The sequence below is a fragment of the Streptomyces sp. NPDC048172 genome (assembly GCF_043202595.1).
Lineage (GTDB): Bacteria > Actinomycetota > Actinomycetes > Streptomycetales > Streptomycetaceae > Streptomyces.
The window spans coordinates 1494601-1509787 of record NZ_JBIDAT010000001.1; the positions used below are offsets into that span (position 1 = coordinate 1494601).

Genomic DNA, 15187 nt, shown 5'->3' on the forward strand with positions numbered 1-15187 from the left:
ATCACGCAGAGCTCTCTGTCAAGAACACTCAGTAAAGTGAGATGGAGGAGTGACGGTGCTCGATGCCGTTATGAGTCGGCGCAGGACCATGCTGGTCAGCGCAACGATTCGCCTCGGGTACGCCTGGACGATCCGGCGCGAAGAACCCCGTGCCTGGCGCGAAGTCATGAGTATGACCGGGGTGGTCAACTCGATCCTCGGTGCCGACCGAGAAGCCCTGACTCCAGCCGCACTCGTTGACCAACTGTCGAGGAAGCCGCTTCGGCATATCGCCCCTGATGTCTTCGATGACGATCCGCTGGGCCGGGTCACGATCCTGGAGTGGGATGAGATCAGCGACGACGTCTACTCCGACGGATGCTCGGCGATCGTCTCGCTGCTGGAACGAGGGGATCGTGGCCGTGGCTGGATGCCCACGTGGACGTGGATGCAGCACGAGTTCATCGAGAACGAGGCGTTCCTCGGGTTGAAAGCGGGGGCAAGCGATGCGGACTACGTAACGCGTCGACGCTTCACGACCGAGCACCCGGCTGGCGAGCGGGAGAACATCGCTGACGCGTGCAGCGATGCCGGGATTCTGCCTCCAGTCCGCTACGTTCCTCTCCCTCCAGATCGCGCCTATGAGGGGCGCTTCTGGTGGCCCTGCCCTGTATGTCAGTGGCCCATGCGCGTGAACGGGACGTCCGTACGCTGCAGTTACTGGGCTCACAACGCCGAGTACGCCATCCGCGGCCTGAAGGACGGCCAGCCTCCGAAGCTCCGCCCCCGGGACGACACCGTGCGCAGGCAGCCAGCGACCAAGACCGTCTATCGGGAGGGCAACCGCCAGACGGTTTGCGTCGAATTCTCTGTGTGGCGATTCATCGTTGTACCGGGAATTGAGGAGCTCAAGTTGTACAAACGGTGGGACGGCAAGCCGCCGCTGACCGTTGAACTCTGGCCCCGTCAGGATCTCTACGACGTGCGGTTCGCCATCAAGGAGCTGGACTGGGAGCTTGCGGTCGACCTCAAGGATGTTGCCAGCGCCTCCGGCCTTGCTGACGAGATCGCCAAGAAACCGCTCGCCGCGAAGACCATCGTCCTCCCGGATCACCGTGGCACCGCGCAGCGTGCGGAACTGCAGGACCTGCTGCCCGACTACACCGTCCTCGTGGTCGAGGACGTGAACCGGATCGTGAAGAAGAAGCTCGCCGAGGCCAGGAGGGCTCAGTGAAGGACGAACGCGATCGTAATGGCCTCGGACGGAGCCAGTCCCGGCTCCTGTCGCGGCTACTTGCCTGCGCTTGTGCCTGCGCACAGGCGTACTTCCCGAATGACCGGACAGGCACCACGCTGACGGCCGCGCACTACTTGTTGACGGGGAAGTACGACACCTGGGCGGCCTTCGCGAATCTTCCTGTGGACGATCAGCGCCGTCTCAGCCGTCTGCTCGCCCACAGGGCGAACCCCCTGGCGAACGACACGGCGTTCCGCGATTACGCCAACACGAACTTCTTTGAGCGCCGCGTTCCCGGCTTCCGTCTGCAGGACGGCGAGGAACACGTAATCGGCCACCACGGTCTTGACCCCCGGACCTGCGCCGACCAACTGCTGGCGGAGATGGACGACATCCGGGCGTCCGCGCTGACCGTGAGCGCGATCGCGAAACCAGGGGAGTACACCCATACACTGCGTGTTCCAATGGCAGGCCGTCAGAAGGCGCCAGTCCTCGCGTACTACACCTTCGAGGAGCACCAGGTGCCGCCGGTCCAGCCACAACCGGTTCCCATGCACACGGCCCCGGAGCTTTCGGAAGCGGTGCTCAAGGTTGAAGACTTCCTGCAGTTGAACTCGGAACTCGACGAAGGGATGGGAAGCGCGTTCCGGACTGAGACTCTCGCACCCTTCTTCAAGAAGATGCGGACCGTGCAGGGGGATGACGTCGATAACGCCATGCAGTTGCGGGCGGGACCGACCCAGGTGCTGAGTGCTCCCACAGGCTCAGGGAAGAGCGTCTTGCTTCGGAGCTACGCGACATGGGCCGTACAGGAAGGGCACACCGTAGCCCTTGTCGTCGACACCAACGCGAACGCGCTGAAGCTTGCGCACGCGATCGAGCAGGATCTTGAACAGTGGGGTGTCCGAGCGCGGCTGGGAGCCGAGGCTTCGACGGTAGTGGTTCCGCTGATGTCGCCGAACAGCCTGATGCGGGAACTGGACCGAGCCGTCAGCGGCTCGCATGACCCGGACTACGTCGACTGGGTCTTCGCCCGGATCGGCTATTCCTGCCAACTGCCCGCGTGTGCCTCGGTGGAAGAGGCCGTCGACACGTGGGTGCCGGGCGGAGAGCCTTGCACGAAGTTGACCCCCGTACGCGCTGAGCGCGGGGAGCCGTATCGGAGCATGCCGACTCCGAAGGTCTGTCCTTTCAGGCAGGGATGCGGGAAGTTCCGGCTGGCCCGACAGGCAAGCTCAGCGCGCATCATCGTGACCACCCACGCCAACTTCTACGAGGGACGCATGCACATCCCGCTGGAGGCGGACGACGGGACCGTGGACGAGAAGGTCAGCGTGGAGAAGTTCCTCATGACACGCGCCCAGGTCGTCCTCATCGATGAACTCGACGCCTTCCAGTCGACTGTGATGGACCGTTCTGGGCGGGGGCTGACCTTGGCTTGGGGCGATCGTGGGCACGATCGGCCCTTGCTGGAAGTGGACACTCAGGTGGTCAGCGCTTTCGGCCGGCTTCCCGGGGCGCTGGAGGAACGAACACGATCGAACGTGTCGGAATGCAGGCGTCTGGCCGAGACCTACACAATGCATCTGGCCCGAGGTGATCTCGCTCTGAGTGACCAGCTCCCGGACGAGCCCGACCAGAAGCCGCGCAAGCAGCGAGGCGGCCGTCGATGGATCGTCCCTCAGCGCTGGGACGGATGGCTGGGCAGGCACCTCGCCGCCTTCCTCGCAGATGACGTGTCCAAGGTGTCGGCCGAGCCCGATCCACGAGATGCTGCGGCGGCGGCGGTACTCATGGAAGCGGTGTACGACAGCAAGGTTGCGAGCCATCTTCTACCAGCGCATGTCCGCGAGTTCGCGTCTCTGGTGCGCTCGATCACCGCCTCCGTTGACGCCGCAGGAGTGCTGGAGAACGCCCGCGGCGAGCTCTTCGAGGCACTGGCCTCCTGGGTCCCCGCGTCGAAGACCAGAGCAGCGGTAATCGACCGGTTGGTACGCAGGATGTTCCTGGTCCCGCTGAGGGGCATGCTGTACAGCTTTGTGCACGACGCACCGCAGCTCAAACTCGCCGGCGTCCCCGCGGCAGAGGAGATCACCCAGGCTCTGGGCGGCTACGAGAGCTGGAGGGCGATTCCACACGGCCCGCTCGGACGACTGGTGTTCGCCTTCACGGAGGATCACAATCCCAAGACGCCCCACGAGACCAAACTGAGCGCCGCCGCGTTCGGCGGTGACCCACACCGGTACATCACTTCACTCGGGCACATCACCGCGCTCGCCCACTCCGGGCACCCGCGCGTAGTCCTCGGGCTCTCGGCAACCGCATACATGCCGGGAGCACACCGGCACCACATCCACATCCGGCCCGAGTTCATCGTGCCGGACGAAGGCTCAACCGTGGTCATCGACGCCCGCGCCATTCCGGACCTGGCGGGAGAAATGATCAGGATCTCAGGGCTCACCGGAAAGAAGAGACGGGAGGCCACGCGACAGCTCGGCATGAAGCTGTGGAGTGAACTCTCGCATGAGCTCGAAGACCTCGCGACGCAAGACGTCCCCGGCGTTCAGGACGCGATCCTGCTCGCCACGACCTCCTACCAAAGCTGCCGCGACCTGGCCGAAGGTCTGCGCGCTGCCGGTGCCCCACCCGGGCTGATCGTGGTCGCGGTGAAGCCTGACGCGGATGCCGACACGGCAACTGAACCGGAGACCGAGGACCGGCCCTGGATCGAGATCTCGGGAGACCAACTGGAGGACTTCGGCGCTCGACCGCACGCGCGCATCCTCATCGCGCCGCTCAAGCGAGCCGAACGCAGCCTCAACATCCTCACACCGGGCGAACGCCGATCCCGGATCGGCTCCATCTGGCTCGCGGTACGCCCCATGTCGATCGTCGACGACCCCGACGAACTGCTCGCCCACGTGGGCGTAAGAGCCCTGGACGACCACCGCGCCGGCGACAAGCCCTGGCTCGAACTCGCGCGATCCAAGAAGACAGCCGGTCAGTACTTCGACGAACTGTTGGGCAGCGAACGCTACTTCAGTGCGTTGCCCCGCCGGGCCAAGAAGGCCATCGCCGCCGAGCTCATCGCCTCCATCATCCAGCTAGTGGGCCGTGCACGCCGGGGCGGCACACCAGGGCGGATCCGCCTCGTCGACTACGCCTTCCTGGACCCCAAGGGAAACTCCGACCTGCCCAGCCTCATCAAGCAGCTCCGCGCCGACTGGGTCCGCACCGGTGAACTCGACACCATGCTCACCACCAACGGCGAGGCGCTCCGGGCCTTCTTCACCTTCGCCGACAGCCACAAAGTCACCGCAGACTCATTGGACACCGCATGCTGACCTCCCTGGCCTACCTCCTCGCCCCTGAGCGCCTCGGCACCGTGGTCCTCTACCGACTGAACAAGGACTTTGCCGAGGCATGGAGCCAGCTGCCTCGCTACCGCGACAACGACACCTCCAAGCCGATCCGTCCCGCATACGCAGGGCTTGCCACGGCACTCTCCGCGGTGACCAACCAGCCCATCGTGATCATGCCGGACATCGACAACATGCCCGACGACGACCGTGCGCTGCCCACCGTCCTGGCCACCACCAAGCCCATCGCGCCACGACTGCTGACCCGGGCCGTCCGCATCTGGGAACAACTCATCCACGGAGGCACAGACGCCAACACCCTCTCCCCGCTCCTGGCACAGAGCGAAATGGACAAACCCAAGCTCGGATCCTTCATCCGCGACGCAGCCTGCGGCCGGCCACGCGCGCCACAGTGGTTCTATCGAGTCGCCGCGTGGAACTTCGCCGCCGAACTCGCGCGCGAACCACTCCACCTGCCCGCCGGCACCGCAGGCGCGGGGCGGCGCGTTGAATGGCTGATGGACACCAGAGGCAGCCTGCTCGCTTGGGACGACGTATCGAAAGGCAGGACGGAACGGCCGGCGAGGGTCGGCTACGCGATGCACAAGATCGACTTCCGGGTGGTCACGCTGCCCGGCGAGCCTCGGATCGGCATCCACGTTCTGCCCACGTTCAGCAGACTGGCCACACACTGGGCCGGCACCCGCACCGCATTCGTGGAGCGGGGCAAGAACAACACCGTGCTCCGCCTGCCTGTCGGTCACCGTCGTGCTGGCGAAGGATGGGAGCCCTATGCCCGCAACTTCGCCGCCCAAGTCGTCGCTGCGTGCAATCTGGAAGCCATCAAACTTGGCACCAACGAGACACTCGCCGAGGTCAAAGAGTCTTCGGTGCGTGCCCTGGTGCCCGGACCCACCGAGCATCCGCTGGGCAAGGGCACAGGCACGCGTTTCAACCTCTACCTCGCCAACCACGTGAAGAAGGTTGCGGCGAAGCTGAAAGCCGAGCAGGTCGTGTACGAACGAACCGACGTCGAGGTCGTCCGTCACACGAAAGGTCCCGTCGCGCGGGACGATCTCGACCACGCTCTGAGCGGCACCGGACAGAACAAGATCCGGATCCTCGCGCTGTATGACGACGAGTACACGCGTGAGCGGATGATCACCGCACTTACTCCATATCTCGAGGAATCGGAGCAGACGGAGGAGTGGGGAGACAACCGTGACCACCGGCTTACGGATCGGCTGCGCGTACATCTGCGGCGCTTGCCCGCTCTGACCTCACCGACGCCGGTCGACTGGCATCGTGAACTCTCCTTTCTCTCACCACTTACGAGCACCATGCTCACCGGCGTGTGGGTCGAGACGATCTGGAACCCGAAGAAGCGCACCCCTCGCAGGGGCCAGCCGGACGTCTACGACCCGAAGCAGGATCTCCGCAGGCACTTCCATCGACGGGGAGCGGTCTCCCAGTTCATTGCCCAGCGCCCCCGGCCGAAGCCGCCAAAGCCCGAAGACGAAGAAGGACCGTCCCAGGACTCGGAGCCGAGCACCGACATTCGTGCCATGGCTGGTGACGTTGACGCAGAGTCACAGGTAGGCGAGGAGGCCAAGCAGTCCAAGCAGAAGCGTCCGCGCCTGGACTACCCGGCCATCAACGGACTGCGTGACCTGTTGTTCCGCCTCGGCGCGGTCGACGGACGTCTCGCCGAGGGCGTCGCACTGGATCGCCCCACGATCCTGGTTGGACTGCATCTACGCCAGCAGCGGGTCAGCGCAAAGTTCGGCTCCGCCGACAAGACACAGATGGTGGAGGTTCTCACGGCCCTCCACACTGATCCGGATCCGCACAAACCCTGGCGACTGGAGATGTACAGCCGCCGCGACCACGCCTGGCTCCCTCTTCCTCAGGGAGAGGCGGCCTTCGGCTCCGGCCCCATCGGTGTGGACCAGCACGCCCGACACAAAGAAGGCGCCGCCCTGGTCCGAGAGCACATCAAAGCCGCGCTACGGATCCTGCCCGGACAGACACCGCTCGTCCTCGTCGTGGACACCGAGGCGTGCCGGACCATCTGGCCAGGACTCCAGCACGCCCGACTCGGCGAAGGAACGCTCCCCAGCGAAGGGCTCGACGACACTGGCCGTTCGGTTGCTGTAGTCAGCATCAACACGTCGTACGGCGAGGTCCCCACGCCAGTCGACCGCGCCGACGCCCGGGGGCGACGCGACCCGGCCCGGCCACAAGCCCCCGACAACTGGCTGCACGAACGAACCACATCCACAGGGGCAACCAGCTGGTACTTGGCCCAGAAATCGCGCAGCTACGACGGCTTCGGCCAAACCGCCATCAACGGCAGCACGTACACCCGCTTCACGATCCCCGAGGACCTGAGGGAGACCTTGCTGCGCAAGGACTGGCACAGTTTCACCGCGACCCAGATCACCGTGCCGCAGACAGGCGGGCACAAGCCAAAGGATCTTGCCGCACTGGCAGCGGCGCTCTGCCACCAGTCTCTCGCCTGGGACGCGCGCACCCGCCATCCCGTCCCGCTCCACGTCGCCGGCGCCGTCGACCGAAATCACCCCGAGTATAGGGGTTCCAGCTTTGAAACCGAGACCGAGCAGCCCGATGAGGCCGCCTCCTGATCGCGGAGTGCGAGCCTGCGCCGCATGGTGTTGATGTTGTTCGAAACCGACAACTCGGATTCAGGATAGACGCTGGTGTCCCTGTTCGAGCTAGAGCGTCGCGGAGGGAAGCGCAAGGGGAGCGCGGACGCCTTTGGACGAGGCAGCACGGGGCATGTGCATGGGGATCACGGCACGTGCTCTGATCTGCGAAATTGAGATCACGGATCATCGCGCAGCATGACGCGACATGAGCCCTATCGTGCTCGTAATGCGTAGGTCGGGGGTTCGAATCCCCCTGGCGGCTCGGTTGAGGGCTAGGTCAGACACAGTCTGACCTCCTTGGTTTAACCCTCCGACGGTTGGTCGGTTCGCGCGGTGATCACACGTGAAGGGGAGCGGAGGGGACGTGTATCGGAGTGTGCACACCAGGCTCGTGACCTGGAACTTTGTGCCTACGGGGCTTCCTCGCCGACGAGGACGGTCGCGGGTCCGGGCGTGTGGGATACGGAACTGGTTGTCGATGGTTTGGCCATTACTCCCGGGACACTGGAAGTGACCGCACGCTCAAGGGTGCGCTGACGCAGGCATCCCCCGCACATCAGTCAGTGTGACGTCACCGTTGGCCGTGCCTGCCAGGAGTCGTGATTCATCGAAAGCCAGGCATGTGATGGCTCCGTGCAGCGCCAGGTGACCGAATTCTTGCCCGGTGGCGAGATTGTGCACCGTGACCGTGCCGCGCTGGTGCCCTGTCGCGAGGTAGCGTCCGTTTCTGGTGAGAGCGGCGACCGTGTCCTCAGCGGGGAGGGTGAAGCGCGGATGGGCAGCATCAGGCCACAGGGTTCGGGTCAGCTCGCCGGAGCTGAGGCTCCACACCTCCACTGCCTCCCACTGATGGAGGAAAGGGCCACCGAGTTGGGCGACGGTGATGACGTGGCTTCCGTCCGGTGTGAACCGAACCGACCGGACGAGATGACCGGCCCGTGTCACTTCGCGTACCAGGTCGCCGGTGTTTGCATCCCAAACACGCACAACGCCGTTCAGAGTTCCAGTTGCGATGCGGCGACCGTCAGGTGCGATGTCGAGAGCCGACACAGGGGAGCCATGGCGATCGTTGACCCGGGTTGGCCACTCTGTGCGGGGGCAGTCGCCGGCTCCCACCGGAGGCAACGCCTCGTCCTGCGCGCCGTCGCGCGTTCGCCAGTTCTCGTCGCAGGGGGCGCCGCCGACCATGAGGGGGCGCATGAAGGACGGACGTTGCAGGTCAAGGAGCGTGGCGCTGCCGTCGTGGTTTCCCACGACGCACAGGCTGGCCTCATCGTCCACGGCGAGAGTGTCTGCACCGCCCAGTACAGATGGTGTGCCCCGAGTCCGTACTAGCTGGCCCGTGGCCGCGTTCCAAATCTTCAGGTCACCGTCATGGCCCAGGGTCGCCGCATGGCCGTCGTGCAACGATGCTGTGCGAACGGCGCCCAGGTGACCGTCCCGTGAGAACTGCGAGGAGGGTGACAATGGGCTGAGGACGTGGGCTCCACCGATGGCCGAGCCCACGACCACCCACCGGCCGTCAGGTGAAATGGCCAGGTGATTGATCCGGTGGGCGTCGTAGCGTCCCAGGGTGGTGCGATTGGCGAGATCCCACATGGTCACTGTGTTGCCGTGGCCTTTACCAATGGCCGCATACCGGCGATCCGGGGTGATCGCCACGACCAACTCGTCGAGGTCCGGGGGGACCTGCCCGGGGATCGCGTAGGGCGGGAGTTCCGATGATTGGGAAGCTGGCTGGAGCTCTCTGATCTCGTCGGGCAGCACCGGTTCTCTGGTTCCGGAGGACAGGTCCCAAGCCATGCTCGTTTGGTCCACCCGCAGGGCCAGCAGGCGCCGACCGTCGTCGCTGAAGCGGAGACTGCGCACCTTCAGCCCGTTCTCGGAGAGCGAGAACTCTCGAATCGTCGAACCCGTCTCCGTGTCGAAGACCTTCACGGTCGTGCTCTTGTCGTTCCTGCGCCAGGTGTGTACGCAGAGCGCTGTTCTGGTTCCGTCCTGAGACATGGCCAGGGCATCCACGAAGAATTCACTGGTGGCGAGCGTGTGGGACAAAAGCCGGGAGTTCTCGCTACCGGCGCTCCACAAGGCTGCGAAGACCGGCGAGCGTTCGGGGCCCCGAGAATGACGGAGGAGACCAGAGTTCCCGCTCACTGAGCACTCGTACAGGAGCTGTTGGGTGGCGAACGAAGTCATGCCCCCCGGTGCCCCGATGCGCAGGTTGTGAGCCTGGCGTCCGAGTATCCCGTGCACCGAGCCGAGTACTGGGAACCTTGGGAATGAGTCTCGCAGAGCAGCGATCTCATCCAGAAGCGAGTCCACGCCCGTTGCCTGGATACGCGCGCTCAGGTAGCCGCAGTCTGTGACTGCCTCACCTAGCTCTCGCAGTTCTCGCGGATTCCCACGGTCGTGTCCGGGGGTGCCCTCGTTGCCTGTTCCGAGGCCCGCGAGATGGGCACGGTCGGCCATGTAGCCCAAGAGGTTCTCCACGCCGTGGGGATTTGTTGCATCAGTGCGGAACGTCGAGATGATCCTCTCTATCGATTCTCGCGGGTAGATGCCATGCCGGAATTCCGAGCGCAGGTGGTCACGCAACGACCCGTGGAAGGGGAGAAAGGGACCGTCAGGCCGCGGCCCCCGCAAATAGGGAGCGCACAGTTCCAATGCGTCATCGACGGCTGATTGACGGAGACCGGACAGCTGGGCCAGCTGGCGTCGTGTGAAGCCGTCGCCCCGGCTTTGCACCAAGAGACCGAGAACCGGCCGGATAACCTCCCGCCATCGGCGGGGGTCGGCGGTCACTTGGCGGTCGAGGAAGCTGCTGTAGAGGTCCGCCAGCCCGCGCGGTAGAGCACGTTCCCCCGAGACCAGGAGACGCAGCCATTCGGCATCCTCGGATGCGGCAAGGGTCGCGAACAAGAAGTTGCCGTCGGCGAAGTGAGCGATCGATTGCGCGACACGTGTGGGATCGGTGACTCCTCTGTCGTGGAGGCGGCCCTGTAGATAGGCAAGTACGTCGTGTGTACCTGCAGGTTCGTCGTGCTGGAGACGCAATTGTCGGCCATGAGAGAAGCGCTCAGCGGTGGGACCGTTGCGTGTGGTGAGCACAAGACGAAGCCCTGGTACGGGCTCGGTGCGCAGCATGGACAGCAGCCGGGCCAGCGTCTGCTGTCCATCTGCTTGTTCCTCAGTCTCGTCCACGGCGTCGAGCAGGATGACGGTTTGGGTCCCGAGTTCAGACAGTGGCTGTCGGAGCAGGTTGTCCAGTAGACGAAGTGGTTCGACGTCAGGAAGAACCAGTCGGTTGACCCCGATCACGTTGGAGTTCTGTACAGGCCCCGTGAACTCCTGGTTAATCGCGATGGTGGTTGTAGGAGCGTTGCACGCCACCGCTTCGGCGTACCCCGGAAGCGTGGCGCGCAACTGGTCGGCCACCCCTTCCAGCACTCCTCGAATGTTCAGCGAACCGAATCTCTGGGCCTGGCAGAAGTGCCACGCGTGGAGCCAGCCTGGCCCGATCCCCTGTGGGGGAGGCGCCTCGCCGAGCGAGATTTGCGCCAGCCGTACCGCGAGCGCGGATTTACCGACTCCAGGTTCAGCCGATATGATGAGTAGCGGTTCGGCGGTCTCGTACCAGGACGCGATCTCAGCCATTGCCCATTGACGTCCGACGAAAGAGTCGGATTTCCTGTCCAGTTCCGCCGGGACCCCCGGCCTTTCGTCGATCCTCACTGGTCGCTGTTGCTGTCAACGCCGACGACTGTGGACTGGCTTACCGAACCAAGACGCTGCCGCACTTCCGTATCACCGCCACTTGCGGGACGGCGTGCCGCGGTGATGCTGCTGTCCGAGACGTCCGCGAAGTCTTGCTCCACTACCCAACAGGACGGGGATGAAGGTGTGTCGTCGGCTGCGCGAGCCCGGCTCCGTTCGAAGAGCACTTGAATCAGAAGTAGCGTTCCGAGGCTGACTCCGGCGGGCCAAGTCCAGGTGCTTGTCCACACGTTGACGATGACAGCGATGGCGGCAGCGGACACAGCCGAGATGGCAGCTGCCGACGCGCGAGAGCGGAAGGCCGCTCCAAGCGACTGCGAGGATAAGACGGGCATGTGCCTCACTCTTCGAGCAGGTGAACTGTCGTGGTGCGATCGACCCCCAGGCTATGCCACCCGCCTTGCCCCGCGAACGGCTTTCTAGTGATGGGGCCATTGACGTATGCGCCGCTCGGTTCGGGGGGCATCTGCATATTGCCGACGTAGAGGACCAGCAGGTGGCTGATGGCGAGCGGAAGAACACCAGTCCGAACCGCCTGGGCTGGTGGCTGCCGACTCGCCATCCGTTTGCTGTGTGTACGTCGTACGGAGATCGATCCGCCCCAAGCGGTACCCACGTCCGTCAACCCCGTGTAGTCGGGAGGTGGAGCCCCAGTCGCACCCGGCATGGCGGACGCCTCGCTGCGGGCTGCGCTGTCGGTGCGCGAAACGCTGCCAGCGACCAGGTCACTGACCGGTCTGCCAGGTACATCCCAGGGACTTTTCAGGGACTTTCAGCTCTGTCACAGGGACTTCTGAGGGACATCTCGCCGTACAGAAAGGTAAGCCCGTGACAGAGCTGAAAGACGCGAATCACCTGGTCAGAGGTGCTGTGCTCAGCACTCGATGACGTTCACCGCGAGCCCGCCGCGGGCCGTCTCCTTGTACTTGACCTTCATGTCCGCGCCCGTCTCGCGCATCGTCTTGATGGCCTTGTCCAGGGAGACGTGGTGGCGGCCGTCGCCGCGCAGGGACATGCGGGCTGCGGTGACGGCCTTGACCGCGGCCATGCCGTTGCGCTCGATGCAGGGGATCTGGACGAGGCCGCCGACCGGGTCGCAGGTGAGGCCGAGGTTGTGCTCGATGCCGATCTCCGCGGCGTTCTCGACCTGTTCGGGGCTGCCGCCGAGGATCTCGGCGAGGCCGCCGGCCGCCATGGAGCAGGCGGAGCCGACCTCGCCCTGGCAGCCGACCTCGGCGCCGGAGATCGAGGCGTTCTCCTTGAAGAGCATGCCGATGGCGCCCGCGGCGAGCAGGAAGCGGACGATGGACTCGTCGTCCGTGCCGGGGACGAAGTTCGCGGCGTAGTGCAGGACGGCGGGGATGATGCCCGCCGCGCCGTTCGTCGGGGCCGTGACCACGCGGCCGCCCGCCGCGTTCTCCTCGTTCACCGCCATCGCGTAGAGCGTCGTCCACTCCATCGCGTGGGCCTCCGCGTGGCCCTCGGCGCGCAGCTGGCGGGCCGAGGTGGCCGCGCGGCGGCGGACCTTGAGGCCGCCGGGGAGGATGCCCTCCTGGCTGAGGCCGCGGGCGACGCAGGCGCGCATGACCTGCCAGATCTCCAGCAGGCCCGCGCGGATCTCGGACTCGGTGCGCCACGCCTTCTCGTTCTCCAGCATCAGCGCGGAGACGGAGAGGCCGGTCTCGCGGGTGAGGCGCAGGAGTTCGTCGCCGGTACGGAACGGATGGCGCAGCACCGTGTCGTCGAGCACGATGCGGTCCTCGCCGACGGCGTCCTCGTCGACGACGAAGCCGCCGCCCACCGAGTAGTAGGTCTTCTCCAGGAGCGGGGTGCCCGCCGCGTCGTACGCGAAGAGGGTCATGCCGTTCGCGTGGTACGGGAGTGAGCGGCGGCGGTGCAGCACGAGCTGGCTCGGCTCGTGGAAGTCGATCTCGTGGGCATCGCCTATCTCCGCCGCGAGGAGGCGCAGGCGGCCCGTCGTGCGGATCTCGGCGACGCGGCCGTCCGCCGACTCGACGTCGACCGTGCGCGGTGAGTTGCCCTCCAGGCCGAGCAGGACGGCCTTGGGCGTGCCGTGGCCGTGGCCCGTGGCGCCGAGGGAGCCGAAGAGTTCGGCCCGTACGGAGACGGTGTGCGCGAGCACGCCCTCGTTCTTGAGGCGCCGCGCGAACATCCGCGCCGCGCGCATCGGGCCGACGGTGTGCGAGCTGGACGGGCCGATCCCGACCGAGAAGAGGTCGAAGACGGAAATGGCCATGGTGGCGGACTCCCTCGTCCGGGTGGTGCGGTGCGGGGTGGTGCGGGAGGGGCGCCCCGGCGGGAGCCGGGTGACGGGGCGTCCGGGGCGCCCCTCCTGGTGACCGGTGGTCCGGCGTGCTACTTGCTGCCGAGGCCCTCGTAGAGCGGGTACTTCTCCGTCAGCGCGGTGACGCGCGCCGACAGGGTCTTGGCCTTGGCCTCGTCGAAGTCCGGCAGCAGCGCCTCGGCGATGATGTCGGCGACCTCCGTGAAGTCCTCGTCCTGGAAGCCGCGGGTCGCGAGCGCCGGGGTGCCGACGCGCAGGCCCGAGGTGACCATCGGGGGACGGGGGTCGTTCGGCACCGCGTTGCGGTTGACGGTGATGCCGATCTCGTGGAGGCGGTCCTCGGCCTGCTGGCCGTCGAGCTCGCTGTTGCGCAGGTCGACGAGGACGAGGTGGACGTCCGTGCCGCCGGAGAGCACCGAGACGCCCGCGTCCACGGCGTCCTGGCGCAGCAGGCGCTCGGCGAGGATCTTGGCGCCGGAGAGCGTGCGCCGCTGGCGCTCCTTGAATTCCTCGGTCGCCGCGATCTTGAACGAGACCGCCTTCGCCGCGATGACGTGCTCCAGCGGGCCGCCCTGCTGGCCGGGGAAGACCGCGGAGTTGATCTTCTTGGCGTGCTCCTTCTTGGAGAGGATCACACCGCCGCGCGGGCCGCCCAGCGTCTTGTGCGTCGTGGTGGTGGTGACGTCCGCGTACGGCACGGGGGAGGGGTGCAGCCCGGCCGCGACCAGCCCCGCGAAGTGCGCCATGTCGACCATCAGCAGCGCGCCGACCTCGTCGGCGACCCGGCGGAAGGCCGCGAAGTCGAGCTGGCGCGGGTACGCCGACCAGCCCGCGATGATCATCTGCGGCCGGTGCTCCTTGGCCAGCTTCTCGACCTGGTCCATGTCGACCTGGCCGGTCTCGGCGTCGACCTGGTAGGCGACGACGTTGTAGAGCTTGCCGGAGAAGTTGATCTTCATGCCGTGGGTCAGGTGACCGCCGTGGGCCAGGTCCAGGCCCATGATCGTGTCGCCCGGCTTCAGCAGCGCGAACATCGCCGCGGCGTTGGCCTGCGCGCCCGAGTGCGGCTGGACGTTCGCGGCCTCGGCGCCGAAGAGCTCCTTGATCCGGTCACGGGCGAGCCGCTCGACGACGTCGACGTACTCGCAGCCGCCGTAGTAGCGGCGGCCGGGGTAGCCCTCGGCGTACTTGTTGGTGAGGACCGAGCCCTGGGCCTCCATGGAGGCGACCGCGGCGAAGTTCTCCGACGCGATCATTTCGAGGGTGGACTGCTGGCGGTGGAGCTCGGAGTCGACGGCGGCGGCGACGTCCGGGTCCACCTCGTGGAGGGAGCTGTTCAGAAGCGACATGGGACCATCCCGGGAAGGCGTGGGCGGGCAGGCGACGGGTCGTGAATACCCCGGCGGGCCTCAGTCACCCGAGGCGAACGCGGTGTACTCGTCGGCGGAGAGCAGGTCGTCCGGGGCGTCGGAGACCTTGATCTTGAACAGCCATCCGCCCTCGAAGGGGTCGGAGTTCACCAGCGCCGGGTCGTCCACCACGTCCTGGTTGATCTCGGTGACCTCGCCCGAGGCCGGGGAGTAGAGGTCGCTGACGGACTTGGTCGACTCCAGCTCGCCGCAGGTCTCGCCCGCGTCGACGGTGTCGCCGACAGCCGGGAGCTGGACGAAGACCACATCACCGAGGGCGCTGGCGGCGTGGGCCGTGATGCCGATCGTCGAGACGCCGTCCTTGGCGTCCGACAGCCACTCGTGCTCCTTGCTGTAGCGAAGCTGCTGGGGGTTGCTCATGGGGTGATTCTCCTGGATGTGTCGCGTTCGGCGAAAACGGGTCTTGGCTGGTGGGACGGAGGTCACGCTCTTGA

General features: G+C 66.0%; 7 protein-coding genes. 3 read left to right on the plus strand and 4 right to left on the minus strand.

Going from position 1 to position 15187, the window contains the following annotated elements; genetic code table 11:
• Positions 1-49 precede the first annotated feature (49 nt).
• From ACGF3A_RS06945 to ACGF3A_RS06955, 3 genes are read left to right on the plus strand one after another with little or no spacing between them, the layout of a single operon-like run.
• The gene (locus ACGF3A_RS06945) at positions 50-1213 is read left to right on the plus strand and encodes a hypothetical protein (RefSeq protein WP_393726519.1); all 1164 of its coding nucleotides are present in this window, start codon (positions 50-52) and stop codon (positions 1211-1213) included.
• Complete coding sequence (locus tag ACGF3A_RS06950) at positions 1210-4560, plus strand: hypothetical protein (protein WP_393726521.1); 3351 nt, start codon at positions 1210-1212, stop codon at positions 4558-4560. The genes ACGF3A_RS06945 and ACGF3A_RS06950 overlap by 4 nt, the downstream gene beginning before the upstream one ends.
• Positions 4554-7220 carry an RNaseH domain-containing protein gene (locus ACGF3A_RS06955; protein WP_393726523.1) on the plus strand — a complete coding sequence of 889 codons (2667 nt, stop codon included), beginning with the start codon at positions 4554-4556 and terminating at the stop codon, positions 7218-7220. Before ACGF3A_RS06950 ends, ACGF3A_RS06955 begins: the two co-directional genes overlap by 7 nt.
• Before the next feature lie 546 nt (positions 7221-7766).
• Here the strand turns inward: ACGF3A_RS06955 and ACGF3A_RS06960 are convergent.
• From ACGF3A_RS06960 to gcvH, 4 genes are all read right to left on the minus strand, one after another.
• The gene (locus tag ACGF3A_RS06960; RefSeq protein ID WP_393726525.1) at positions 7767-10898 is read right to left on the minus strand and encodes a hypothetical protein; all 3132 of its coding nucleotides are present in this window, start codon (positions 10896-10898) and stop codon (positions 7767-7769) included.
• Between the two features lie 994 nt (positions 10899-11892).
• Complete coding sequence (locus ACGF3A_RS06965) at positions 11893-13275, minus strand: L-serine ammonia-lyase (RefSeq protein ID WP_393726527.1); 1383 nt, start codon at positions 13273-13275, stop codon at positions 11893-11895.
• A gap of 119 nt (positions 13276-13394) precedes the next feature.
• On the minus strand, positions 13395-14672 hold the full coding sequence (gene glyA / locus ACGF3A_RS06970) for a serine hydroxymethyltransferase (protein WP_393726529.1): 1278 nt from the start codon (positions 14670-14672) through the stop codon (positions 13395-13397).
• Positions 14673-14732: 60 nt separating this feature from the next.
• Positions 14733-15113 (minus strand): glycine cleavage system protein GcvH, encoded by a 381-nt coding sequence (gcvH, locus tag ACGF3A_RS06975; RefSeq protein ID WP_393726531.1) that lies wholly within the window; start codon positions 15111-15113, stop codon positions 14733-14735.
• Positions 15114-15187 lie beyond the last annotated feature (74 nt).